This is a genomic window from Bradyrhizobium sp. PSBB068 (assembly GCA_016839165.1).
GTDB lineage: Bacteria > Pseudomonadota > Alphaproteobacteria > Rhizobiales > Xanthobacteraceae > Bradyrhizobium.
In genome coordinates this window covers 673,401-695,105 of record CP069300.1, presented here as the reverse complement: position 1 = coordinate 695,105, position 21,705 = coordinate 673,401, and the positions used below count along the sequence as shown (strand labels likewise).

The following is a 21,705-nucleotide window of genomic DNA, read 5'->3' as shown; positions in this document are numbered from 1 at the left end:
GCCCTATTCCGGAAAATGGCTGACGATGACGAAGCCGACCGTGCCGGCCAGGATCGTCGCGAAGGAGTAGCTGTAGAGATCGATCGACCACGGCTGCACCAGCATGATGATGCCGCCACCGATCAAGGTCATCGCGACGGCCTCCCACGGCCCGCGACGAAACCAGCGAGATACTCCACTCTTGGTGGCCACAGCGCCGCTCATTTGCGCACCGCTCCGAAGGTGATGCCGCGCAGCAGATGCTTGCGGAGCAGCACGGTGAACATGACGATCGGGACGACGAAAAGCGTGGTCGCGGCGGCAACCGCCGGCCAGTCCTGCCCGCCCTCGCCGATGATGAAGGGGATGAACGGCGGCATGGTCTGCGCCTCGCCGCTGGTCAGCAGCACCGCGAAGGCATACTCGTTCCAGGAGAAGATCAGGCAGAAGATCGCGGTCGCCGCTATCCCGGTGACGGCCTGCGGCAACACCACCTTGCGCAGCGCCTGCAGCCGCGTATAGCCGTCGACCAGCGCCGCCTCCTCATACTCGCGCGGGATCTCGTCGATGAAGCCCTTGAGCAGCCAGACCGCAAGCGAGACGTTCACGGCGGTGTAGAGCAGGATCATGCCGAGCCGCGTGTCGGTCAGGTTGAGCTGCCGGTACATCAGATAGATCGGGATCGCCACCGCGACCGGCGGCATCATGCGCGTCGACAGGATGAAGAACAGCAGATCGTCGGCCAGCGGAATGCGGAAGCGCGAGAACGCATAGGCCGCGAGCGTTCCGAGGAAGACCGCAAGGAAGGTCGAGCCGAAACCGATGATCAGCGAGTTAACGAAGCGCGGCACGACCTTCGAGGGACCTGCGATCACCATGTCCCGCTTGCGCACCAGCTGGTCGTACCATGTCTCGGGCGGCGGCAGCTTGGCGATGAAGTCCGGCGTCTGGCGCGTCCGCACCGTGAACAGGTTGACATAGCCTTCGAGGGTCGGCTCGAAGATCACCTTGGGCGGATAGGCGATCGCATCGCTCTGCGACTTGAACGCGGTGGCGACGATCCACAGCAGCGGCAGGATCGTGATCACGGCGTAGAGGATGACGAGGCCGCCGGCGAACGCCTTGGTCCGCGGCGAGGCTTCGACGATCGAATGTGCGGTGGATCTGGTGGCGGCAGCGGTCATCGTTGCTTCACCTTGTTGAGCGTCTTGACGTAGATGTTGGCGGCACCGAACACGGTCACGAACAGGATGATGGCGAGCGCCGAGGAATAGCCGGTGCGCCACTTCTCGAACGCCGCGCGCTTCAGCGAGATCGACACCAATTCGGTGGTCGAGCCCGGCCCGCCGGAGGTCAGGAGATTGACCATGTCGAACATCTTGAAGTTCTCGATGGCGCGGAACAGCACCGCAAGCATCAGGAACGGCACCGTCATCGGCAGCGTGATCGACCAGAACTGCCGCCAGGCCGAGGCACGGTCGACCTCCGCCGCCTCGTAGATGTAATCGGGGATCGAGCGCAGCCCGGCGAGGCAGATCAGCATGACGTAGGGCGCCCACATCCAGGTATCGACCAGCACGATGGTCCACGGCGCGAGCGACACCTGCCCGGTCATGCTGAACGAGCTCGGCGGCACACCCGTGAACAGGCTGATCAGATAATTGAACGGCCCGATCTGCGGCTGCAACAGCAGCGTCCAGAAATTGCCGACCACCGCCGGCGACAGCATCATCGGCAGCAGGATGATCGTGGTCCAGAAGCTGTGGCCGCGAAACTGCCGGTTGATCAGCAGCGCAAGACCGAAGCCTACGACCACCTGCAACGCCACCGACGAGATCACGAACTGCGCCGTGGTCTGCAGCCGGAACCAGACATCCTCGTCGGTGAGGATGTCCCTGAAATTGTCGAGACCAACGAACCGCAGCGGCAGATAGGACATACTGAGGTTGAGGTTGGTGAAGGACAGCCGGATCATCCAGATCAGCGGAAAGATGTTGATCGCGAGCAGCAGCGCGATCGTCGGCGCGACGAACAGCCAAGCAATGGCCCGGTCAGACAGGCCGCGGACGCGCCGGGCGTCGCGGGATTTAACAGGCGTGCTCACGCCTGGCATCGTAGCATGATCGGGTTGCGAGATCGTCGTCATCGTGTCCATCGGCTGGGCTGGTTCGGCTTCCCCGGGGGCGGCCCTCGAGGAAGCCGGTTCAGGTGGAGTGTGGGCTTCTATTGCGAGGCGACTTCCTTGCCCTGCTCCTTGAAGACCTTGGTCCAGTCCTTGACCAGGAGATCCAGCGCCTGCTGCGCCGTGCCCTTGTCGGCAACGACGTAGTCATGCACCCGCTTCTGCATGTCGAGCAGCAGCTGCGCGTAGGACGGCTCGGCCCAGAAGTCCTTGACGATGCCCATCGACTCCAGGAATTGCGGCGCGAACGCCGCGCTCTTCGGGAACTCGGGCGCGTCGACCACCGCCTTCAACGCCGAATAGCCGCCGATCTGCCACCATTTCTGCTGCACGGCGGGCTGCGCGAACCACTTGATGTAGGCAAGCGCGTCGTCCTTGTGGTCGGAGGTTGCCACCACCGAGATGCCCTGGCCGCCGAGCTGGGTGAAATGCCCCTTCGGGCCGGCCGGATTGACGAAGAAGCCGATCTTGTCGCCGCCGACATTCGGATCCTTGTAGAGGCCGGGGAAGAACGCGAACCAGTTCATCTGCATCGCGACCTGGCCGGACTTGAAGGCATCGAGGCCTTCCTGCATGTAGGCGTTGGTCATGCCGGGCGCCGTGCAGCACTTGTAGAGCTCCTTGTAGAACTCGAGCCCCTTGGCCGCGTCGGCGGAATTGACGATGCCCTGCATCTGGTACGGCTTCTTCGGATTGTCGTAGGCGAAGCCGTAATTGTACAGCACGTTGGTCACGCCCATCGTGATGCCTTCCGAGCCGCGCTCGGTGAAGATGTAGGCGCCGTAGACTTTCTTGCCGTCGATCTCGCGGCCCTGGAAGAACTCGGCGACCTGCTTCAGCTCGTCATAGGTCTTCGGCGGCGCCAGGTCGCGGCCGTACTTGGCCTTGAACGCGGATTGAATCTCGGGTCGCGAGAACCAGTCCTTGCGATAGGTCCAGCCCACCGCGTCGGCCATGGCCGGCAGCGCCCAGTAGTTCGGCGTGTTCTTCGGCCATTGCGAATAGCCGACGACGGTCGCCGGGACGAAGTCGTCCATCGAGATCTTCTCCTTGTCGAAGAAGTCGTTGAGCTTGACGTACCACTTGTTCTCGGCGGCGCCGCCGATCCACTGGCTGTCGCCGATGATCAGGTCGCAGAGCTTGCCGTGGGAGTTGAGCTCGTTGAGGAAGCGATCGGCGTAGCTCGTCCAGGGGACGAACTCGTATTTCATCTCGATGCCGGATTGCTTGGTGAAGTCCTTGCCGAGCTCGACCAGCGCGTTGGCCGGATCCCACGCCGCCCAGCACAGCGTGAGCTGCTTGCCTTGCGCCGCGGCTTGCCCGCCGCCGAGAACGCCGAGTGCAGCGACCGCAACGACCGCGGACGCCGCCGTACTACGCAACCATCCCAATGTTCGCATAATCCATTTCCTCCCTATCGTTGAAGCACCTGACCCGCTCGGCGCATCCTGCCGGATTGACGCCGACACTCCGAAACCGAGTTGATGAGCGATGATGGAGAGCGAGACGAAACGCATCCGGACATTGCGGTCCGGATGGGCTGGGCTCCTCCCACACATCGGCTCGATGCGTGATGTTTATCGTTCTTGTAATACTAAACGTATTACTAAATTCCGGAACCCGTCAAGCCGGTTTCTGACGAGAAACGATGATGGACAGATCGCCATAAATGCCTGCACGAACCACCGCAATGCAGCAATGCCGGATGGCGAAAAACACCAGGGCCGGCTCGGCTTGATGTTTAGTTTGGCATTTTACTGAACGTTCAGCGTGGAGATGAAGACCCCGGCTGGCGTCCGACGCGGTTACGCGCGACCTCACCAAAATGACGAGAACGCGATCGCAGGCGAACTTCGGCACGATCGAAGCGCGGCATCGGAACATCCGAATTGTGAACGCCGCCGCGTCCCATACGCTTGCTCGAACTTCGGCAATCGGCTTGCAGCCCAAAAGGGGACCAACATGCCTGACGTTCTCGTCGAGACAAGGGAAGGCTGGCTCGCCGGCCGAAGCGACCAGTTCCTGTCCGCCATTCAGGACGCGATCAGCACAACACTCAGAACGCCACTACACGACAAGATTCTTCGGCTCGTGCAGCATGCACACGAGAACTTCGCGATTCCGGATTGGGCGAGCGAACGCTTCACCCATATCGAGATCACGATGTTTCCCGGCCGAGCCATCGCGACCAAACGCACGCTCTACAAGGCCATCGTGGACAGGCTGCAAAGCTTCGGTGTCCCGGCTAACGACGTCAAGATCATCCTGATCGAAGTGTCGCGCGAGAATGTCGCGATGCGCGGCGGATATGCCGCTTCCGATTTCGACATCGGATACGAGACAGCCGTCTAGCTAAGCGCCCGAGCGGCGTACGCCGGAACTTGAACACATGAAATGAGCTGCCACCGTGCGGGGCGGAGATCCCTCACTGGTTCAGGTTCGGCGGAATGTCCTTGGCCGCCTTCGGTCCCGGCAGCGAGCTGAGATAGGCGTGGATGTCGGCGGCATCCTTGTCCGACAGCACGTCGGCCGAGAATGACGGCATGTCGTTCGGCGCCTCGCGCAGGAAGGCGATGAAGGATTCCACCGGCAGCGCGATCTGCGCCAGCGCCGGCGTCAGATAGTTGAAGCGGCCGCCCTGCCCGGCGCGGCCGTGGCATTCGAAGCAGCCGTCGGCAAGATAGAGCCGCTTGCCGTTGACGGGATCGCCGGCCGGCGCGTCCTCGGCGCGCGATGTGACGACGCCGGCAACGAGAGCTCCCGCGATCGCCGCGACGGCTGCAAGGCGCTTCAGCGTTCGACTGATGGTCATAACTGCCACCCCCGCTTCACCGCTGATCCATCACGACGTCGAGCAGCGCCGGCTGGCCGCTCTTGACCATCGCGATCGCGCGCTTCAGCGCGGGCGCCAGCGCATCCGGATCGCGGATCGGCCCCTCGCCATAGACGCCGAAGCCCTTGGCGAGGGTGGCATAGTCGACGAACGGATCCTTGATCGTGGTGCCGATATCGGCGTTGGTGATGCCGCGGCTGAGGCGTGCCGCCATCGCCTGCAGATACATGTATTCCTGATGATAAGCGCGGTTGTTGTGCACGATGTAGAGCATCGGGATCTGGTGATGCGCGGCGGTCCACAGCGTCGACGGCACGAACATGAAGTCGCCGTCGCCGCCGATCGCAACCGTCAAGCGTCCGTGCCGCTTGTTGGCGAGCGCGGCCCCGAGCGATGCCGGCAAGGTGTAGCCGACACCGCCGCCGCCGGCGACGCCGTTCCATTGATGCGGCTTGGTGAAATTCCATAAGCGATGCGGCCATGCGAGGCCGATCGAGGTGCCGACCAGCGACCAGTCCTCGTCCTTGATCTGGCTGTAGAGCTCGGCGCACAGCCGCGCCGTGGTGATCGGGCTCGCATCCCAGCCGATCGTGGCGTCGAGCTTGGCCTGCTCGACGGTGGCGAGCTTGGCTGCCGCGAGCTTCTTGCCGCGCGCGTCGAACACGGTCTTGCGACCCTCGTCGACCAGCCGCTTCACCTGCTCGGTCAGCACCGGCAGGCTCGCTTCGGCATCACCTGATATGTCGAGATCGACCTCCTGGTAGCGGCCGAAATCCTGGTAGTTGGCCTTCATGTAGAGGCCGCGGGTGCCGAGCGTGACGATCTTGGCGGTCTTCTTGTAGCGCGGCTCCGAGCTGCGCACGATGCGATCGTGGAAATCGCTGAGCGAGCCCCAGATGTCGTTGACCTCCATCGCCAGGATCAGATCGGCCTGCGACAGGATCGAGCGGCGGAACGACTGGTTCAGCGGATGGCGCGAGGGAAAATTCATTCGGCCGTAATTGTCGATCACGGCGCATTGCAGGGTTTCGGCAAGCTCCACCAGCCGCGGCATGCCGGCCGGCGTGCGCGCCATCCGGTCGCACAGGATCACTGGATTTTCTGCCGCCACGAGCATCTTCGCGAGCTGGGCCAGCGCCGCGTCGTCGCCCTGCGGCGGGGTCGCCGGGGTGAATTTCGGGATCCGGAGGCGGTCGCGATTCTCGATCGGATTTTCCTGCAGCTCCTGGTCGAGCGACAGCATCACCGGCGCCATCGGCGGCGTGGTCGAGATCTTGTAGGCGCGCATTGCCGATTCAGCGAAGTGCTGCAGCGAGGCCGGCTGATCGTCCCACTTGACGAAGTCGCGCGTGAGCGCCGCGGGGTCGATCGCCGAATGCGGCCATTCGGCGCCCGGCGCGCGCTTGTCGGCTTCCATGATGTTGCCGCCCATCACAATGACGGGGACGCGATCACACCAGGCGTTGTACATCGCCATCGACGCGTGCTGCAGCCCGACCACGCCATGGCAGATCATGGCGAGCGGCTTGCCTTCCATCTTGGCGTAGCCCTGGCCCATATGCACCGCGATCTCTTCATGCGGGCAGGTGATGATCTCGGGCTTCTTGTTGCCGCCATGATTGATGACCGCCTCGTGCAGGCCGCGGAAGCTCGACGCGCAGTTCATCGCGAGATACTCGATGTCGAGCGTCTTGAGCACGTCGACCATGAAGTCGCCGCCGCTCGAGGTCTGATTGACCGGATCTGCCGGCGGCGGCATCGCATCCGCAGCCGCGAGCTTCGCGCCGGGCGGCGCCGCTTTGGGTCGCGGCTCCGGAAACGCTGACATCGCGGTGTTGGCCGCAGCCGGGGTGCCCAGCGCTGCCGCGCCGGCGATCGTTGCACCTTTCAGGAAATTGCGGCGGCTGGAATCGGGCGCGCCATCGCGGCGCGAGTTGCTTCGCTTCGACATGGCGTCCTCTCCGGGAACTTCAACCAGATGCCTACGAGCTCATTGCTTGTTGGCATCAGTGTCGTCCCGAAGCTCGCGAGCCGTCAATACACAGACGCGTAAGCGTGCAGCTTTTGGCTGAGATGCTCCGCAAGATTGGCATGGGAAGCCAGACAATGCGGTCACGCATTGCTACGTGCCGCGCAGGTTGCGTTGACGGACTCAGCCCCGCACGCGACGGCTGAGACGGGCGCAGATCATGGCCGCCGTCGCACGGCCCGCATCCGACGCCTTCGGCAAGATCTCGGCCGCCAGACGGAATTTGCCGTCATATTTTGGCCATAGCCCGTTTCTTAAAGGCCCGGGCGGGCCATGTCCCGCCTCTGTTTTGCGTCGTCCGGCCGCTGCGGTCGCTTCGCAACCAAATCGCAGATCATCGCTGCGCCTCCCCCACAACACGGATGGTCTGCCAACAACAAGAGGACTTTGTAATGCGTAAAACTCTCGCGGCTGTCGCCGTGCTCCTGGCCTTTGCTTCATCCGCTGCCGAAGCCCGCGGCCGTCATCATAACCATCGACATTACGCACACGGACATTCCGGTCGCCCGGCGGCGTGGTGCGGCTGGTTCATGCGCACGCAGGTCGGCAGCGACCCGGGTCCGCAATACAATCTGGCGCGATCCTGGGCGCGATACGGCACCAATGCCGGCGGCCCTTCGGTCGGCGCGATCGTCGTCTGGCGCCACCACGTCGGCAAGATCGTGGGTCAAGAGAACGGCCAGTGGATCGTGCAGAGCGGGAATGACGGACACGCCGTGCGCACGCGGCCGCGTTCGCTCGCCGGCGCCATCGCGTTCCGCAACGCCTACGCCCAGTTCTAGAGCATGATCCGGAAAAGTGGGAAGCGGTTTTCCGAAAAGATCATGCTCGAACAAAGAGCCAAAGCGCGATGACGATTCGACCCAATCTCATCGCGCTTCAGGGAACTTCGCTTCAGCGCTGACATCCGAGCGTGCGACGCCGAGCGGTATACGAACCGTTCATCATCGCGGCTTACGCTCAAGCGGGGTTTCGCCTGAAGCCCTCAGACGGGCGCCGTCACCTGAGTTGACCAGGTGGCGGCGCTTTTTCAGGAATGCACCAGCTTGCCTCAGAAATCGAAAAAAGCCGCGCCAGTCTCCACGACTGCTTCCTGTTGGTCGGCCGCTTACGTCAGCTTCTGCAATGGCGTGACGGTTTTCGCTGTGACCGGCGGCGTTCTCGGCTTCCTGCTGGCCGCCAAGCGCTATCTCTAGACGGCGCATCTCAGCGCCTTACCTGGCTGCTCAGATAGGCGCAGAACATGTCAGCCATGGCGTCGGCATAGGCCTTGATCTCCGCGCGCGTTCGCGGGCTCTCCGAGAAATTCTGGCCCACCGTGCTCAGCGTCGTCTTGATCAGATCGCCGGCCATCGCGCGGATCGCGTCGGAGGTTTGCGGCAATGCCTCGCGCATGAAGGCCGCGACGATGGCGACGGCCGGCTGATCACATCCGACCGATGCGATCGATCTGGTGCTGCTCGACGGCGCCAAGGCGCTCTATCCCGACATCCTCGATCTCGTCGAGAGCCGCCTGAAGCCGGACGCCTACGTCGTCGCCGACAACGCCGATTACAGCCCCGACCATCTGGCGCGGGTGCGCTCGCCGGAGAGCGGTTACGTGTCGGTGCCGTTCGGCGGAGACGTCGAGCTATCGATGTGGCTCGGCTGAGGCAGATGCCGGCAGAGCGCGCGAGGGTGGCCCCTTGATCTTGTCGATGACGGCGGACAGCCGCGCGCGCTTTGCCTCGTCGTTGACATACTGGAGGCTGACCTGGAGGTCGCGAAGAACACTGCTCACTTTCCACTTCGCTTGCCCCTCGGCAATCACCTGCACCGCCAACTCCTCGGCCTTGTCCGGCTCACCGAGATCGAAGGCCGCAGCAAGCAGGGTCGGGCGCAGCCATTCGTCAGCGAGCTTCAGCGACCTCGCGCGCTCGCAAGCAGCGATCGCAAATCGGACAGTATCTTGTGCAAGATCCTCATCGCCCTTCTCCGCGCGGGCACGATAGAGCCGAGGCAGATTGCTCGAGCAGTAGTAAGCATTGAAATCAAGCCGCATTCCTCGTTCATAGCAGTCGATTGCCTGGTCGCGCCGCTGTCGGCGATCGTCCTCGTCCGAGGCATCGTCTGCGAGGCGTTTATAGCGGCCTCCCATCAGGCCAAGACGCTCCGGGGTTGGCCCCGCAAAATCAATCAGTGTTTGAATCTCGGCGATGGCGTCGGTGGGGTTGCCGACTTGAGCAAGCGCGAACGCACGATTCTCCTGCACTTCCGGCTCATTGGCGAAGAGATCAGGCAGCTTGCATATGTAATCGAGCACCAAGCTCCAATCGGCCTTGCTGTCGACGCAGTCGCGCAGCAGCAACAACAACGCGAGCGCCTTCGCATAGGTCGCCGGCGGATTGCCCTCCGCGGCAATCAACTCCGCAGCACGCTTCATGCGATCTTTCTCCGCGGCTGCGCGCACCGCGCGTATCTTGGTCTGAAACGCGGCTTGCTCTGCGAGCTGCCCGCGCATCGTTATTGCCTTGCGTGGGTCAACCTTGTCGGGATAACCCGGTATCGACTGGTGCATCGGCGAAATCCCCGCGGCAAGCGCCTTGATCGGCTCCTTGATCGCGGCCTGCATCGCGGCGGCGGTTTCTGGCGTGATCTCCCCTTCCGGGAGCGGGTAGCGAACGGTCCGCAACTGCACGACATCGAACAACTGCTTGGACCAGTCGGCCGCAAGCAACACGCAACCCGTCTTTTGCGATGCGTGACGAATGCCGACTTCGTAGTACACATTCCCGTTCGGAATCGTCATGTCGGCCAGCACGAGATCGGCGAAGTAGATCCGCTCCAGCATTTCGCTGACGATCAACGCACTGGTGTCCTGATCGGCGCGTACCGGCTCATAGCCCAGCGCCTTGATGGCCGGAACGTAGGCACGATCCCAAAGCGCGTTGAAGTCGATTTCGGCCGGCCCACGACCGGATTCGGCCTGGGTCGGCTTGCGACCGTAAGGCATGATCATGAAACACGACGGCATTCTTGAAATCTCCTAGTCCCATAATTTTTTCGTATCCAGCCAGTAAACCCACGTCGTCCTGCGCCCGGCCTCATCCATCAGGTGCTTGGCGCCGCCGGGGCCATCGCCGCCTTCGCCGTTCCACAAGCAGACGAAGGCGAGCTTCTTGTCGCCGAACCGGGCGGCCCGCTCCAGCATCCATTGATTGTCACGCTCGTAGGCATTTTCGCCGGCGGGCAGCGGACCGAGCTCGTCCGGCATGACGTGGAGCGTCGCCTGCGATTTCGCCGCGAGATAGCGCGCGCGCCAATCGCCGCCGGCGAAATCGACCGACCCGGCAAGGAACGTCGGCTCGTCGAACGGAATGTAGATTTCAACCCGCATGCCCCGCGCGAGCGCGGCCTCCGCAAACAGCAGATCGCCGCCGCAGGCGCCGCCGCAAATGGCGAGATCGCCCTTGGCCGCACCGATCTTCGCAAGCGCGTCGGCGATCGCAGCGGCCGCAACCGGCTCCTTGTCCGGCGGGAAGCGTGGCGTTTTTCGATCTGGCGCATCGATCATGTGACCGCTGAAGAGAACCACTATGTTCGGTGATCCGGCGCTTTGCTCTGTGGTCATCGTGACACCCGGCTGATGATTGGATCTTTGTGTCGCGGTGACGAACTTAACTGAAGGCGATTCTCCAGTCGAAGCCGGGATCCGGGTGTCGGGGCAACAGCCGACCGATCACGGCCAAAGGCTCAATTGGGCGCGCCCTCGCTCGGCGCCCGGACGCGAAATGAAGCGATGCGTTCCCGTCGACACATCGGCCGAGTTTTGAGAACTTTAGTCAATCCATCCCAGAGCAGACCGCGCATCGCGCGCCGGTTCCCTGGGAATGTTGCACATGACACATCCTAAGGTATAGTGAGATATTTCACTGGCTGGCGGTTTTTCTTTTTCGCGGCCAATGACCGCAAATTCCAGGGACAGGCTATCATTCGGTCCGCGGCGAGACATGGAGCCGCGATATTCAGCGGACGAGACACGGCCGGCCGTCGCATAAAGTTCATGCAGATCGGATTTTGCCATGCCAAACGATTTCTCGGTGTTTATCAGCCATCGCGCCGAAGACAGATTTCTCGCGCGCCTTCTGAAGGCGCGGCTCGAGTATCTCAGCAGCCTGGACGGACAACGTTCGGTGGAATGCTTTGTGTGCGAGGAAATTCCCGGTGGCGCGGAATGGCGGCAGTGGATGATCGACAACACGGCGAGAGCCGACTGCCTGATCTTCATCCACACCAACGCCGAGCACAATTGGACGTGGTGCGCGTCCGAGATTTCGCAATTCGACGGCTACAAGCGCGCGCTGAAGCTAATGTCCAAAGTGCTTTGGTTCTCGGTCGATAGCTCGCCTTCGTTTCCGATGCTGGCGGAGAATGAATTTTACGGAATTAGCGACGACGAGGTCCGGCGGTTTCTCGAGGATCTGTTCGTGCGACCGACCTTCGGTGCCGTACCGCTGCGGCCCAAGCTGAACGCCAATCACGCCCGCGACTTCAACGAAGCGGTGAAGGACCTGCACGCGCAGTTCATGCAGATCACCCGCCCGGAAGAGCTGTTCCGTCTGCGGCTGCGCATCGTGTTCAGCGACGAACTGTCGTTCCGGCAGAAGGCCGAAACGCTGCGGGCATTGCCGCCCGCGGACCGTGCGCGCGGCTTTCTGAAGGATGCGAAACTGGAGGCGGACGCGGCCACCACCACGTTGCTGTCCGGTCCCGATACGGCTGATCTCGACTGGGAGGATCTGCTCAGCGCGCAAAACCGCTACGACAGCGGCGCCTGGCTCGACGAGTTGACGGGCTACATCGCGAATTCGTTCGCCGACGTGGATATTGCCAGCCGGCGAAGCCGCGAGCAGGTCCTCAGTCCGATATTCCGCGATTTGAAGCTGTATCAACCGGTCATTGCCCGGCTCGAATATCTCGACAGCACGCCGTTCTCGGTCGTCATCATCTTCGTGCCGATGCCGCCATTCAGCGAGGATCCAAGGCTGATGGTCGCGCAGAACATGCCGAAGGACATCGTCTTCCTGTCGATCCTGCTGCGGCTGGCGAGGCGCTTCCGATGGTCGTTTCTCGAGCCGCTCTACAACGCAGTTGAGAACCTGGACGACGACTTCACCACCAAGCGATGGGATGATCTGCTCGCGCGCTACCACGAATGCCTGGAAAACCTGGATTCGATCCTGCGGCAGGGCAACATGCGCGAGCTCGAAACCGTCGGCGACATCAAGTCGGCGATCAACATCTCCGACGACGCCCTCCTGAAGGAGATGTTCAAGGATTGGGGAACATTTCAGACGCGGCTTGCGCAGGCCATCGAAAAGAAATCACCGGGCGATGTCAGGCAGACGCTGGAGCCCTGGTTGAAGCGCAACAAGGACTTCATGAAACAGCTGCTGGTCGAGACCCAGAGCAAGGTGGAGAAGCTGCGGCCGCTGGAGGCCCGCTGAAAGCCGGCTCGACCGACCCTTGCGCTCAGATCATCGAGGCGACGCGCTCAAGGCCGATCAGGCGCGCCAGCGAGCGGACCTCGTTCTTCTGGTCCTCGCGAAGCTGGAACAGCAGCGGCATCGCCGCCGACTTCAGCTGCTGCACTTCCTCGGAGTCCGGATCGATCGGCATGCCGCCGGCGGCGGGATCGCCCTGGCGCTTGGCGTGGATCTTGCGGGCGACGGCGCGCAGCGCGGTCTCAACCGCCGGCCAGTAATATTCCTGCGACGACGACAGCTTCAGCCGATCCTTGATCCCGGCGATCTGCGCATCGCTGAGCAGGGCATAGTTCTTTTGTGGCGCCGGCTTGGCGGCAGCCTTGGGCTTCGGCGGCGCGGCGGCGGCCGGCGCAGGTACCGGCTCCGCGATCTTCGGCTGGGCGGCATCGACGGGATCACTCAGCTTCGGCAGGCCGATATCGGCGGGCTCGGCCGACGCGTAAGCTTGGCGCACGCTATCGGTCGCGCCCGGTATCGCGGCTTGCGCGCGCAGCAGCAGCGGCGACGGGTCGGCGGGGGTCACGGCCGGTCCGGCGGGCACGTCAAAGGAGGCGGCGACAAGCGTCGTGACCGCGAGCTTGTCCTGCTTGCTGGTGCGATTGGCGACCGGGCCGACGTCGGCCTGCGCCGCCGGCAGGCTGTCACGGCCCAAAATCGCTGTGATCGCGGCGCCGGCGAGAAGGAAGCATGTCAGCGCGGCGAGGGTGATGGCTCTGGTCAAAAATTACTCCATTCCCGGCCGGTGTCACCGCCAAGCTGGCCGCCAAATGCGGCGTTAGCGTGCCGTGACCGCGCCAAAGAGGTGAAATCGTCCCGAAACGGCCCGAAAAATCAGGCCGCAGCGTCAAGCTCATAGGCTTCCTGGATGTCCGCCACGATCTCATGCGCGGTCCAGAGGGCGCCGGGCTGGACCGTTTGCAGGCTGACCGTCCAGTTGGTGCGGCGGGTGCGCGGCGTGCTGACGATGTCGAATTCGACCTGGCGGCACAGCGGGTGCCGCTGCAGGGCGTAGAACACGCGGGTCCGGAGTTCGTCGAGCGATGCCGGGGTCTTGGAGAGCGCCTCAAAAGCCATGTCGCATTCCCACAACTGCCGGGCGGCCCGGCCGTATTGGCGGACCATCCCTGGCGCATAGTTGGGACTGGCATGGTTAATGCCGCGTTAAGCGGACGGGCGGGTTCTGGCGGCCAAGCGGCCGCCGTTCGCGATGGATCAGCCGAGCCGCACCCGCGCGCTCGCCGCCACATACTCGGCGATCGTCTGCGCGACGAGATCATCGACCGCGAGCACACCGGTCACCCCTGAAGCGGAGTGACCGCCGCTCCAGATGTCGCGCCAGCGCTTGGGGCGGCTTTCGCGGGCACCGATGTCGATGTCCTTGCCGATGTCGATCGCGCCACGCGCGGGCAGGTTATCGGGATCGAGACCGGCGGCCGCGATCGAGGGCCGCAGCATGTTGGTCTGCAAGCCCGTGAACGCGGTCGTGAGCAGGATGTCGTCGGCGGTCGCATCGACCAGCATCTGCTTGTATCTCGCATCAGCCATGCTCTCGCGCGTCGCGATGAACTTGGTGCCCATATAGGCGAGATCGCAGCCGAGCGCTTCCGCGGCGCGCAACGCATGGCCATCGCTGATGCCGCCGGCCAGCACGATCGGTCCGTCGAAGAATGCGCGCACCGCGCGGACGAACACGAAGGGATTGAGCCAGCCGGTCTGCCCGCCGGCGCCGGCAGTGAGCAGCACGAGCCCGTCGGCGCCGGCCGCGACCGCGCGCTCGGCGTGACGGATCGAGGCGACATCGGCAAACACCAGCGCGCCGGCCTCGTGCAGGGGCGCGAGCACCGGCGCGGGCGAGCCGACCGAGGTGATCACGAGCTCGGGCTTGTGCCGCAACAGCACGACGAGATCCTGCTGCAGCCGCGTGTTGGAGCGGTGCACGATCAGGTTCGGACAGATCGGCGCCGCCGCTTTGCCGCTTGCATCCTCTTGCGCCCGCAGGCGGCGCGCGATGTCGCCGAGCCACGCATCGAGTTGTTCCGTCTCACGGCAATTCACCGTCGGAAACGAACCGATCACGCCGTTGCGGCAGGCGGCTACCACCAGTTCGACGCCTGATACCAGAAACATCGGCGCCGCGATCAGCGGCAACCGGAGGCGATCGCGAAAGCGCGCAAGAAGATCAGCGGACAAGTTGTTTCTTCTTTGCATCATTGTGTTAGCGTTGCCGCCAACATTGGCACGCAAGAGGCCAAACACAAAGCGGGAGGAGACCACCACATGAGCAATCCGCTCCATGCATTTCCGGCCACGTGCGAGCAGACCTTGCGGGCGCTGGCGCGTTATCCGTCACGTACGGCCTTCGCGTGGCCCGGCGGCTCGCTCAGCTATCAGGGCGCGACCGACCTGATCGGACGGATGCAGAGCGTGTTCATGCGGCTCGGCTTCGCGCCGGGCACCCGCGTCGCCTTTCTCACCGCCAACCGCGCCGACAGCTGGTGCGCCGGTGTCGCCGCGCAATTGTCGCGGCTCGCCATCACTTGGCTGCATCCGCTCGGCTCACTCGACGACCAGCTGTTCCAGCTCGAGGACTCCGAGGCCGAGATGCTGATCGTCGACGGCATCACGTTTCGCGACCGCGGCGGCGAGCTTGCGGCGAAGGCGCAGGGGCTGAAGACCATCTTCACGCTCGGCCCGGCGGAATACGGCGCCGACCTGTTGCAGGTGGTCGACGACGCCGGCAGCGCGACCGCGAAAAACTTCGCCCGCGAGGACGACATCTCGACCCTGAACTACACTGGCGGCACCACCGGCAAATCCAAGGGCGCGCTGCGCTATCACCGTGAATATGGCGGCTTTGCCTCCGCGATCCTCGCCGACTTCGAGATTCCCGAGACGCCGCGCTACCTCACAGTGGCCCCCATCAGCCATGTCGCGGGTACAAAAGTGCTGCCGACCTTGATGCGCGGCGGCACCGTGCACATGCTGAAGGCGTTCGATCCTGAAGCGGTGTTCAAGACCATCGAGCGCGAGAAGATCAACTTCACGCTGTTGGTGCCGACGATGATCTACGTGATGCTGGATCATCCGGCGCTGCCAAAGGCCGACCTCTCCTCGCTCGAGCTGTTGCTGTACGGCGCGTCCGCGATGTCGCCGAGCCGGCTGGTCGAAGGCATCGAGCGGATCGGCCCGGTGTTCTCGCAACTCTACGGCCAGACCGAATGCTATCCGGTCTCGGTGCTGCGCAAGGCGGACCATGACCCGAAAACGCCGGAACTGTTCCTGTCCTGCGGTTTCCCGATCGCCGCCTGCCAGGTGAAGATCCTCGATCAGGACGACCAGGAGGTCGCGACCGGCGAAGCCGGCGAGATCTGCGTGCGCGCCACGCACGTGATGGCCGAATACTGGAAGCGGCCCGATATCACCGCCGACACGCTGAAGAGCGGCTGGCTGCACACCGGCGACATCGCGCGCAAGGACGAGCGTGGCTACCTGTTCATCCTCGACCGCAAGAAGGACATGATCGTGTCCGGCGGCTTCAACATTTTTCCACGCGAAGTCGAGGATGTCCTGTCGCAACACGCCGACGTCGCGATGGTCGCCGTGGTCGGCGTGCCCGACGACAAATGGGGCGAGGCCGTCACCGCCGTCGTGGTGGCACGCGAGGGTGCCACACCCGACGCCGACGAGCTGATCGGCCTCGTCAAGGCGAAGAAGGGCTCGGCACACGCACCGAAGCAGATCCAGTTCGTCAAGGAGCTGCCGATGACCGGCGTCGGCAAGGTAGACAAGAAGGTGCTGAAGGCGCGCTTCTGGGCGGGCCGCGACCGCATGGTGGGGTGAGGGCCCGGCTGCGCGCACAAACCGCCACCGTCATGCTGAGGAGGCCGCGCAGCGGCCGTCTCGAAGGATGCACGGCCCCGATGTTTCAGCGCGCCCCGGCCATCGCGGCGACAGCCGGGCCGTCGCCCTTCGAGACGCCGCTTCGCGGCGCCTCAGGATGACGGTGAGAGAGTGGTGGGCGCAGCAAGAGTATCCGCGCTGGCACCCGCCGCGGCCGCTTGCTGCCTCACGCCCTGTCCCAGCAGCTGATCCAGCCGCTCGCGCAGCTGATCCTGGTGGTAGGGCTTCGCCAGCCGCGGCAGATCGACCTGAAAACCGTCCGGCAGTTCGGCATAGCCGGTGGCGAGCAGGACGAGGAGCTGCGGCCGCACCTCGCGCGAGGCCGCGGCGAGCTCGATGCCGGTCATGCCGGGCATCACGTGATCGGTCATCATCAGGTCGATCTCCTGGTCGCTCCTCAGGATATCGAGCGCGTGCGGTCCGGAATTGGCACCGATCACGCGATGGCCGAGGTCCTCCAGCATCTCCATGGTCGACATCGCGATCAGCGGATCGTCGTCGACGAGCAGGATCACCGCCGAGCGCCTGACCGGCCGCGCCGCGGGCGCCGGGCTCTCCGCTTCCGGCGCGGCCGTCGCGACCGGCAGCACCAGCACCGCGGTGGTGCCCTTACCCACCGCGCTCGACAGCTGCAGCGCGCCGCCGAGCTGCACCGCGAGCCCATGCACCATCGACAGGCCGAGCCCGGTACCCTTGCCCACCGGCTTTGATGAGAAGAACGGTTCGATCGCCCGCTTCAGGACATCCGGAGCCATGCCTGTGCCGCTGTCGATCACCGACAGTTTCAGGTAGTTGCCCGGCCGCAGCGCCTGATCGCTCCTGGTCTGCTCGTTTTTGGCCTGCCAGGCCGCAAGGCGGATCTCGATCACACCGCCATCCGGCATCGCATCGCGCGCATTGATCGCAAGGTTGAGCACCGCGAGCTCGAGCTGGTTGGTATCGACGCAGGCCGGCGGCAATCCGTCGGGAATGTGGAGCCGCAACGCGATGCGCGGTCCGAGCGAGCGCTCGAGCAACTCACTCATGTCACGCACCAGCGCGCCGAGATCGACCGGCACGGCGCGCAGATCCTGCTGCCGCGCGAATGCCAACAGCCGCTGCGTCAGCGAGGCGCCGCGCTCGGCGCCCTGCAAGGCGCCGTCGACCAGCCGGTGCAGCCGCGGATCCTCCGGCAACCGCTTGCGCAGCAGATCGAGATTGCCCATCACCGCCATCAGGAGATTGTTGAAGTCGTGCGCCACGCCGCCGGTGAGCTGGCCGATCGCCTCCATCTTCTGGGCATGGCGGAGCTGCTCCTGCGCCTTCTCGCGCGCGGCGACCTCCTTCATCAGATCGGCGGTGCGCTGCTCGACCCGCTGCTCCAGCGTCGCGGTGAGCTCGGCAAGCGCGGATCGCTCGGCGGCAAGCTGCGCCAGCAGCGCCTCGCGCTCGATCTCCGCGGTCTTGCGCGCGGTGATGTCGGAGCAGACCCCGACCAGCGACCGGATGCTGCCGTCCGGCCGGCGCACCGCGCGGGCGCGGACGTCGACCCAGTGCTGACTGCCGTCGGGCCAGATGTTGCGATACTCGATCTTGTAGTCGGCGCCGGTCTTGAGCGTGTGCTCGACGACCTCCTGCCGCCGGGCGCGGTCGTCGGGATGAACCGCCTCGAGCAGGTCCTGATAGGTGAACGGCAGGTCCGCGGCGCGCCCGAAGAAGCGCTTGCAGGTCGCCGAGGCCTCCAGCTCGAAGCCCGGTATGTGCAGTTCGAGCGCGCCGAGATGGCCGGCATCGAGCGCCGTCTGCAGCAGGCTTTCGCTCTCGGTGAGGTCTTCGAGTATCGCGCGGGTCTGGTATTGGCGGCGACGGCCGCGCACCGCCGCCGCGACCAGGCTGACCAGCGTGGTCGGATGGAACGGGCGCTCGATGAAGGTCACATTGCCGAGCGCGCGGCCGAGCCGCGCCGCTTCGGGGCTGCGCTCGGGCCCACCGCCCTCGCTCATCAGCACGATCGGGAAGTCCGACCATGACGGCTGCGCGTTCAGCCAGCGCGCCAGGCCGGCGAGGTCCGCGGTCCTGACCGCCTCATCGGCGATGATGGCAAGGCCGGCGCCGCTTGCGACCTGGCGCTCGAGCTCGGCGAGGTCGCCGCAGATATTGGCGTAGTAGCCGGCCTCCTTGATCAGATGGGCAGTCCAGACGGCGTCCCGCTCGCTCGCGGCAAGGATGACCGCGCGTTCCGAGGACGGGCCGGGCATCATCGCGCCTGTCCCTGCGACGGCCGGGCGGCGGCAGCGGCCGGCACAGCACAAAGCCGCCGGGTGGCGATGACCACGGTGCCGGCGGTGGGATCGATACGCGTCATGGGGCCCCCTAACGGGGGCGAAACTCGTTCGTGCCGCCAACCGTTCCCGCGGCGCGGAGTTATTTTTGCCGCAAGGGCAGCCGCGCCGCAAATTATCGAAAACAACCCCATGCAAAGGAGCGGGCGGCAGCCGGCGTTCGGCAAGTCAACTTGACACGTCGGGCAAATCAGGGATAGATTTCTAATATTCAGAAATCCCGCACGTACGGCCATTTGCCTCTTCAAGGTGAGGTCGGAGAAGCGCAGTCCTGGCTAGCGCGGCTCGATCACCAGGCTCTGGACGGCCCGGCCGAAATAGCCCTGCACGTCGGCGAGCCGCGACATCGCAAGCCCGGCGCCGTCAGGCCCGATCCAGGATTCGCCGTCGAGCAGGATCCAGTCGCCGACCGGCTCGCGCGCCAGGCTCACGGTGAGATCGGCGTTGATGAAGGTCCATCGGTTGAAATCGAGCGCCGGCGAGGTGCCGTTGGAGAAGTCGGAGGCAACCACCGCGCGCATCGCCTGCGAGACGGCGGCACCAGCGATCAGCGGCTGATTGACCCGGAACCAGATCGCGCCCGGGCCCATCACGCCGAAGCGGCCGCGCGCGGCCCGCATCGAGATGCATTTGACGAACGGACTGTTCGCAAGATTGCCCGGCTCGACCATGCTTTCGTCGGGGCCCGGCAGCTCGACCTGAACTGCTGCGATGTCCGACGGCAGTTCGGCCGCTTGCCGCTTGATCTTCAGCACGGTGGCCGAGACCACCAGAACGCCGTCGGCGAGCAACCTGACGCCGCAGAGCTGGATCTTGCGGCCGTCGCGCAGGATCTCGCTCGAGACCGTCAGCGGCGCCACCGGCACCGGACGCATCAGGTCGATCGTGACCCGCGCGATCCGCATCGGCACTGGCGTCGGAATGGCTTCGGCGGCCCACACCACCAGCGCCGCCGGCGCGGAGCCGTGCTGCATCCGCGGGTCCCAGGGACCCGCGGCGTCTGGACTGGTGACGACGCGGTCGCCGTCAACGCGGAAGATCGGCTCCATCAGAGCGCCGGATCGACCGCTTCGTCGTATTCCTTCTTGAACCGGCCGATCAGTTCGGCCGCCGGCACCACCTTGGAGATGCTGCCGACGCCCTGACCGGAGCCCCAGATCTCCTTCCAGGCCTTCGGCTTGGCGCGCTCGCCGGACGCATCGGTGCCGAAGCTCATCTTCGAGGGATCTGACGTCGGCAGGTTTTCCGGATCCATGCCGGCCGCGACGATCGACGGCTTCAGATAGTTGCCATGCACGCCGGTGAACAGGTTGGAGTAGACGATGTCCTCGGCGGACGAATTGGTGATCATGCTCTTGTAGCCTTCGACCGCATTGGCCTCCTTGGTCGCGATGAAGGCGGAGCCGATATAGGCGAAGTCGGCGCCGATGATGCGCGCGGCGCGAATGGCGCGGCCGTTGGCGATGGTGCCCGACAGCGCGATCGGCCCGTCGAACCACTGCCGCGTCTCCGATACGAACGGGAACGGCGACAGCGTGCCGGCATGGCCGCCGGCGCCGGCGGCGACCAGAATCAGGCCGTCGGCGCCCTTCTCGATCGCCTTGTGCGCGAACTTCTGATTGATCACGTCGTGGAACACGATGCCGCCCCAGCCGTGGACGGCCTGGTTGAGCTCCTCACGCGCGCCGAGCGAGGAGATGATCATCGGCACCTTGTGCTTCTCGCAAAGCGCCATGTCGTGATCGAGCCGGTTGTTCGACTTGTGCACGATCTGGTTGACCGCGAACGGCGCCGACGGCCGCTCCGGATGCGCCTTGTCATAAGCCGCGAGCTCTTCCTTGATCCGGTACAGCCATTCGTCGAGCAGTTCCGGCGGCCGCGCATTCAGCGCCGGGAACGAGCCGACCACGCCGGCCTTGCACTGGGCGATGACGAGGTCGGGCACGGAGATGATGAACAGCGGTGCCCCGATCACGGGAAGAGACAGGCGGCCCTTGAACAGAGCAGGCATGGACATTGGCGGCGGATCCTCAAGTTGATCGTTTGGTTTGGTCTCGAATGCTGACCGTCATACCAACAAGGCAATCTTTCCACTGTCAAGTATTGCGTTATGGCGCCGCAACAAGGATGACAAAACCTCATCCAAACAGCCCATTTTCCGGGCGCATCTGGCATCCCAGAGCATGATGAATTTGGATCGGTTCGGCACGCACGTCTTCACCTCTCCCCATCGGGGAGAGGTGAACCTCCGCCGTCGATCCAATTCAACCAATCTCATGACGCTCTAAACGCAAGCTTCGCCGCTGCTATTGGCAGACCGCCCGCGTCACGAAATTTTCCGTCTTGCAGTCGTTCGGTCCGCGCTTGTGGCCCGGCAGATAGACCAGCGGCGAGCACTTCTCCGAGGTGGCGATATCGATGCCCTTGCCTTCCTTGAACCCCTTGCTCTGGCACAGCCGGTCGGCGCCGATCTTGCAATCGGGCGCACCGTTTGCGGCCACCACGCAGGCGGCACGCCCGGTGACCATCGTCGAAGGGCGCGCCAGGTTCGTCAGATCGTCGATGGTCTCGCTGGGGCTCTTCAGCGGCGGCAGCGTCCAGTTCGACTTCTCGAACAGCTTTCCGATTTCGTTGATCAGTCCGGGATTCTCGTGCTCGACCGGCGCCGGCGGCAACTCGATCTGCTGCTGCGGAGCTTCAACCGGCTGCTGCGCAGGCGACTGGACGGCGAGCGCAGGCGGCGCGGCCTGGGCCCAGCCGTGGTCGACAGCCGCCAGCGTCATCGACAGCGCAAGACCCGCCAGCGCAACGCGTGCCTTTGCAGCAGGAGTGAGCTTGATTCCGTCAGCCATCGCTGCAAGCGTAGCCTGAAGCAGCCTTCAGGCAAAGACGCAGCAGGCTAGTCACTTTGACGCGTTTTCTCACTTCGCTCGAAA

Annotated in this window: 22 protein-coding genes and 1 pseudogene; 6 read left to right on the top strand and 17 right to left on the bottom strand. The window is 64.3% G+C overall.

Translation table 11 applies throughout. From position 1 onward, the window contains the following. Nucleotides 1-3 precede the first annotated feature (3 nt). From JQ507_03230 to JQ507_03215, 4 genes are all read right to left on the bottom strand, one after another. The gene (locus JQ507_03230; protein ID QRI70567.1) at nt 4-204 is read right to left on the bottom strand and encodes a hypothetical protein; all 201 of its coding nucleotides are present in this window, start codon (nt 202-204) and stop codon (nt 4-6) included. After that, nucleotides 201-1,163 carry a carbohydrate ABC transporter permease gene (locus tag JQ507_03225; protein ID QRI70566.1) on the bottom strand — a complete coding sequence of 321 codons (963 nt, stop codon included), beginning with the start codon at nt 1,161-1,163 and terminating at the stop codon, nt 201-203. Before JQ507_03225 ends, JQ507_03230 begins: the two co-directional genes overlap by 4 nt. Further along, complete coding sequence (locus tag JQ507_03220) at nt 1,160-2,134, bottom strand: sugar ABC transporter permease (GenBank protein QRI70565.1); 975 nt, start codon at nt 2,132-2,134, stop codon at nt 1,160-1,162. Before JQ507_03220 ends, JQ507_03225 begins: the two co-directional genes overlap by 4 nt. Nucleotides 2,135-2,202: 68 nt before the next feature. Then, the gene (locus tag JQ507_03215; protein QRI70564.1) at nt 2,203-3,561 is read right to left on the bottom strand and encodes an extracellular solute-binding protein; all 1,359 of its coding nucleotides are present in this window, start codon (nt 3,559-3,561) and stop codon (nt 2,203-2,205) included. Nucleotides 3,562-3,931: 370 nt separating this feature from the next. Here JQ507_03215 and JQ507_03210 point away from each other — a divergent pair, with 370 nt between their 5' ends. Continuing rightward, nucleotides 3,932-4,513, top strand: a complete 582-nt coding sequence (locus tag JQ507_03210) for a tautomerase family protein (protein QRI70563.1) — start codon at nt 3,932-3,934, stop codon at nt 4,511-4,513. 73 nt (nt 4,514-4,586) lie between these two features. Here the strand turns inward: JQ507_03210 and JQ507_03205 are convergent, their stop codons facing one another. Together JQ507_03205 and JQ507_03200 are read right to left on the bottom strand one after the other, a co-directional pair. After that, nucleotides 4,587-4,973, bottom strand: a complete 387-nt coding sequence (locus JQ507_03205) for a cytochrome c (GenBank protein ID QRI70562.1) — start codon at nt 4,971-4,973, stop codon at nt 4,587-4,589. A 16-nt stretch (nt 4,974-4,989) separates the two neighbouring features. Beyond that, nucleotides 4,990-6,945: a twin-arginine translocation signal domain-containing protein gene (locus JQ507_03200; protein QRI70561.1), complete on the bottom strand. Its 1,956-nt coding sequence runs from the start codon at nt 6,943-6,945 to the stop codon at nt 4,990-4,992. Nucleotides 6,946-7,553: 608 nt separating this feature from the next. On the opposite strand from JQ507_03200, the gene JQ507_03195 reads away from it, so the two are divergent. Then, nucleotides 7,554-7,805, top strand: coding sequence for a hypothetical protein (locus tag JQ507_03195; GenBank protein ID QRI70560.1), 252 nt, complete (start codon nt 7,554-7,556; stop codon nt 7,803-7,805). Nucleotides 7,806-8,039: 234 nt separating this feature from the next. Then, on the top strand, nt 8,040-8,219 hold the full coding sequence (locus JQ507_03190; GenBank protein QRI70559.1) for a hypothetical protein: 180 nt from the start codon (nt 8,040-8,042) through the stop codon (nt 8,217-8,219). Between the two features lie 10 nt (nt 8,220-8,229). Here the strand turns inward: JQ507_03190 and JQ507_03185 are convergent, their stop codons facing one another. Next, the gene (locus JQ507_03185) at nt 8,230-8,418 is read right to left on the bottom strand and encodes a hypothetical protein (protein ID QRI70558.1); all 189 of its coding nucleotides are present in this window, start codon (nt 8,416-8,418) and stop codon (nt 8,230-8,232) included. 43 nt (nt 8,419-8,461) lie between these two features. Here JQ507_03185 and JQ507_03180 point away from each other — a divergent pair. After that, a pseudogene (locus tag JQ507_03180) lies at nt 8,462-8,674 on the top strand (O-methyltransferase). Here JQ507_03180 and JQ507_03175 read toward each other — a convergent pair. From JQ507_03175 to JQ507_03165, 3 genes are all read right to left on the bottom strand, one after another. Then, nucleotides 8,654-10,036 carry a DUF4071 domain-containing protein gene (locus tag JQ507_03175; protein QRI70557.1) on the bottom strand — a complete coding sequence of 461 codons (1,383 nt, stop codon included), beginning with the start codon at nt 10,034-10,036 and terminating at the stop codon, nt 8,654-8,656. The pseudogene JQ507_03180 and the gene JQ507_03175 sit on opposite strands and share 21 nt — an antisense overlap. Before the next feature lie 12 nt (nt 10,037-10,048). Next, the gene (locus tag JQ507_03170; protein ID QRI70556.1) at nt 10,049-10,633 is read right to left on the bottom strand and encodes a hypothetical protein; all 585 of its coding nucleotides are present in this window, start codon (nt 10,631-10,633) and stop codon (nt 10,049-10,051) included. 207 nt (nt 10,634-10,840) lie between these two features. Further along, nucleotides 10,841-11,086, bottom strand: a complete 246-nt coding sequence (locus tag JQ507_03165) for a hypothetical protein (protein QRI70555.1) — start codon at nt 11,084-11,086, stop codon at nt 10,841-10,843. On the opposite strand from JQ507_03165, the gene JQ507_03160 reads away from it, so the two are divergent. Continuing rightward, on the top strand, nt 11,085-12,509 hold the full coding sequence (locus JQ507_03160; GenBank protein ID QRI70554.1) for a toll/interleukin-1 receptor domain-containing protein: 1,425 nt from the start codon (nt 11,085-11,087) through the stop codon (nt 12,507-12,509). The genes JQ507_03165 and JQ507_03160 overlap by 2 nt on opposite strands. Before the next feature lie 25 nt (nt 12,510-12,534). On the opposite strand, the gene JQ507_03155 is transcribed toward JQ507_03160, so the two are convergent. The 3 genes from JQ507_03155 to JQ507_03145 all read right to left on the bottom strand — a co-directional run bounded on the left by JQ507_03155 (nt 12,535) and on the right by JQ507_03145 (nt 14,738). Then, a complete protein-coding gene (locus JQ507_03155; protein QRI70553.1) occupies nt 12,535-13,269 on the bottom strand; it encodes a hypothetical protein in 735 nt (244 codons plus the stop codon). A 110-nt stretch (nt 13,270-13,379) separates the two neighbouring features. Then, entirely contained in the window at nt 13,380-13,622 is a 243-nt protein-coding gene (locus tag JQ507_03150; GenBank protein QRI70552.1) for a hypothetical protein, read from the bottom strand. 138 nt (nt 13,623-13,760) lie between these two features. After that, nucleotides 13,761-14,738 carry a nitronate monooxygenase gene (locus JQ507_03145; GenBank protein ID QRI70551.1) on the bottom strand — a complete coding sequence of 326 codons (978 nt, stop codon included), beginning with the start codon at nt 14,736-14,738 and terminating at the stop codon, nt 13,761-13,763. A gap of 87 nt (nt 14,739-14,825) precedes the next feature. Here JQ507_03145 and JQ507_03140 point away from each other — a divergent pair, with 87 nt between their 5' ends. Next, nucleotides 14,826-16,388 carry an AMP-binding protein gene (locus JQ507_03140; protein QRI70550.1) on the top strand — a complete coding sequence of 521 codons (1,563 nt, stop codon included), beginning with the start codon at nt 14,826-14,828 and terminating at the stop codon, nt 16,386-16,388. A gap of 152 nt (nt 16,389-16,540) precedes the next feature. Here the strand turns inward: JQ507_03140 and JQ507_03135 are convergent, their stop codons facing one another. The 4 genes from JQ507_03135 to JQ507_03120 form a co-directional block, all read right to left on the bottom strand. Then, nucleotides 16,541-18,688 carry a PAS domain-containing protein gene (locus JQ507_03135; GenBank protein QRI70549.1) on the bottom strand — a complete coding sequence of 716 codons (2,148 nt, stop codon included), beginning with the start codon at nt 18,686-18,688 and terminating at the stop codon, nt 16,541-16,543. Between the two features lie 356 nt (nt 18,689-19,044). Next, nucleotides 19,045-19,818, bottom strand: a complete 774-nt coding sequence (locus JQ507_03130; GenBank protein ID QRI70548.1) for a thioesterase family protein — start codon at nt 19,816-19,818, stop codon at nt 19,045-19,047. Then, nucleotides 19,818-20,786, bottom strand: coding sequence for a nitronate monooxygenase (locus tag JQ507_03125; protein ID QRI70547.1), 969 nt, complete (start codon nt 20,784-20,786; stop codon nt 19,818-19,820). Before JQ507_03125 ends, JQ507_03130 begins: the two co-directional genes overlap by 1 nt. Before the next feature lie 289 nt (nt 20,787-21,075). Continuing rightward, the gene (locus JQ507_03120; protein ID QRI70546.1) at nt 21,076-21,621 is read right to left on the bottom strand and encodes a hypothetical protein; all 546 of its coding nucleotides are present in this window, start codon (nt 21,619-21,621) and stop codon (nt 21,076-21,078) included. Nucleotides 21,622-21,705 lie beyond the last annotated feature (84 nt).

Coding starts and splice junctions, on each gene's coding strand:
- JQ507_03230 (QRI70567.1), bottom strand. CDS start 204: ATGAGCGGCGCTGTGGCCACCAAGAGTGGAGTATCTCGCTGGTTTCGT.
- JQ507_03225 (QRI70566.1), bottom strand. CDS start 1,163: ATGACCGCTGCCGCCACCAGATCCACCGCACATTCGATCGTCGAAGCC.
- JQ507_03220 (QRI70565.1), bottom strand. CDS start 2,134: ATGGACACGATGACGACGATCTCGCAACCCGATCATGCTACGATGCCA.
- JQ507_03215 (QRI70564.1), bottom strand. CDS start 3,561: ATGCGAACATTGGGATGGTTGCGTAGTACGGCGGCGTCCGCGGTCGTT.
- JQ507_03205 (QRI70562.1), bottom strand. CDS start 4,973: ATGACCATCAGTCGAACGCTGAAGCGCCTTGCAGCCGTCGCGGCGATC.
- JQ507_03200 (QRI70561.1), bottom strand. CDS start 6,945: ATGTCGAAGCGAAGCAACTCGCGCCGCGATGGCGCGCCCGATTCCAGC.
- JQ507_03195 (QRI70560.1), top strand. CDS start 7,554: ATGCGCACGCAGGTCGGCAGCGACCCGGGTCCGCAATACAATCTGGCG.
- JQ507_03185 (QRI70558.1), bottom strand. CDS start 8,418: ATGCGCGAGGCATTGCCGCAAACCTCCGACGCGATCCGCGCGATGGCC.
- JQ507_03175 (QRI70557.1), bottom strand. CDS start 10,036: ATGCCGTCGTGTTTCATGATCATGCCTTACGGTCGCAAGCCGACCCAG.
- JQ507_03170 (QRI70556.1), bottom strand. CDS start 10,633: ATGACCACAGAGCAAAGCGCCGGATCACCGAACATAGTGGTTCTCTTC.
- JQ507_03160 (QRI70554.1), top strand. CDS start 11,085: ATGCCAAACGATTTCTCGGTGTTTATCAGCCATCGCGCCGAAGACAGA.
- JQ507_03165 (QRI70555.1), bottom strand. CDS start 11,086: ATGGCAAAATCCGATCTGCATGAACTTTATGCGACGGCCGGCCGTGTC.
- JQ507_03150 (QRI70552.1), bottom strand. CDS start 13,622: ATGGCTTTTGAGGCGCTCTCCAAGACCCCGGCATCGCTCGACGAACTC.
- JQ507_03140 (QRI70550.1), top strand. CDS start 14,826: ATGAGCAATCCGCTCCATGCATTTCCGGCCACGTGCGAGCAGACCTTG.
- JQ507_03135 (QRI70549.1), bottom strand. CDS start 18,688: ATGATGCCCGGCCCGTCCTCGGAACGCGCGGTCATCCTTGCCGCGAGC.
- JQ507_03130 (QRI70548.1), bottom strand. CDS start 19,818: ATGGAGCCGATCTTCCGCGTTGACGGCGACCGCGTCGTCACCAGTCCA.
- JQ507_03125 (QRI70547.1), bottom strand. CDS start 20,786: ATGTCCATGCCTGCTCTGTTCAAGGGCCGCCTGTCTCTTCCCGTGATC.
- JQ507_03120 (QRI70546.1), bottom strand. CDS start 21,621: ATGGCTGACGGAATCAAGCTCACTCCTGCTGCAAAGGCACGCGTTGCG.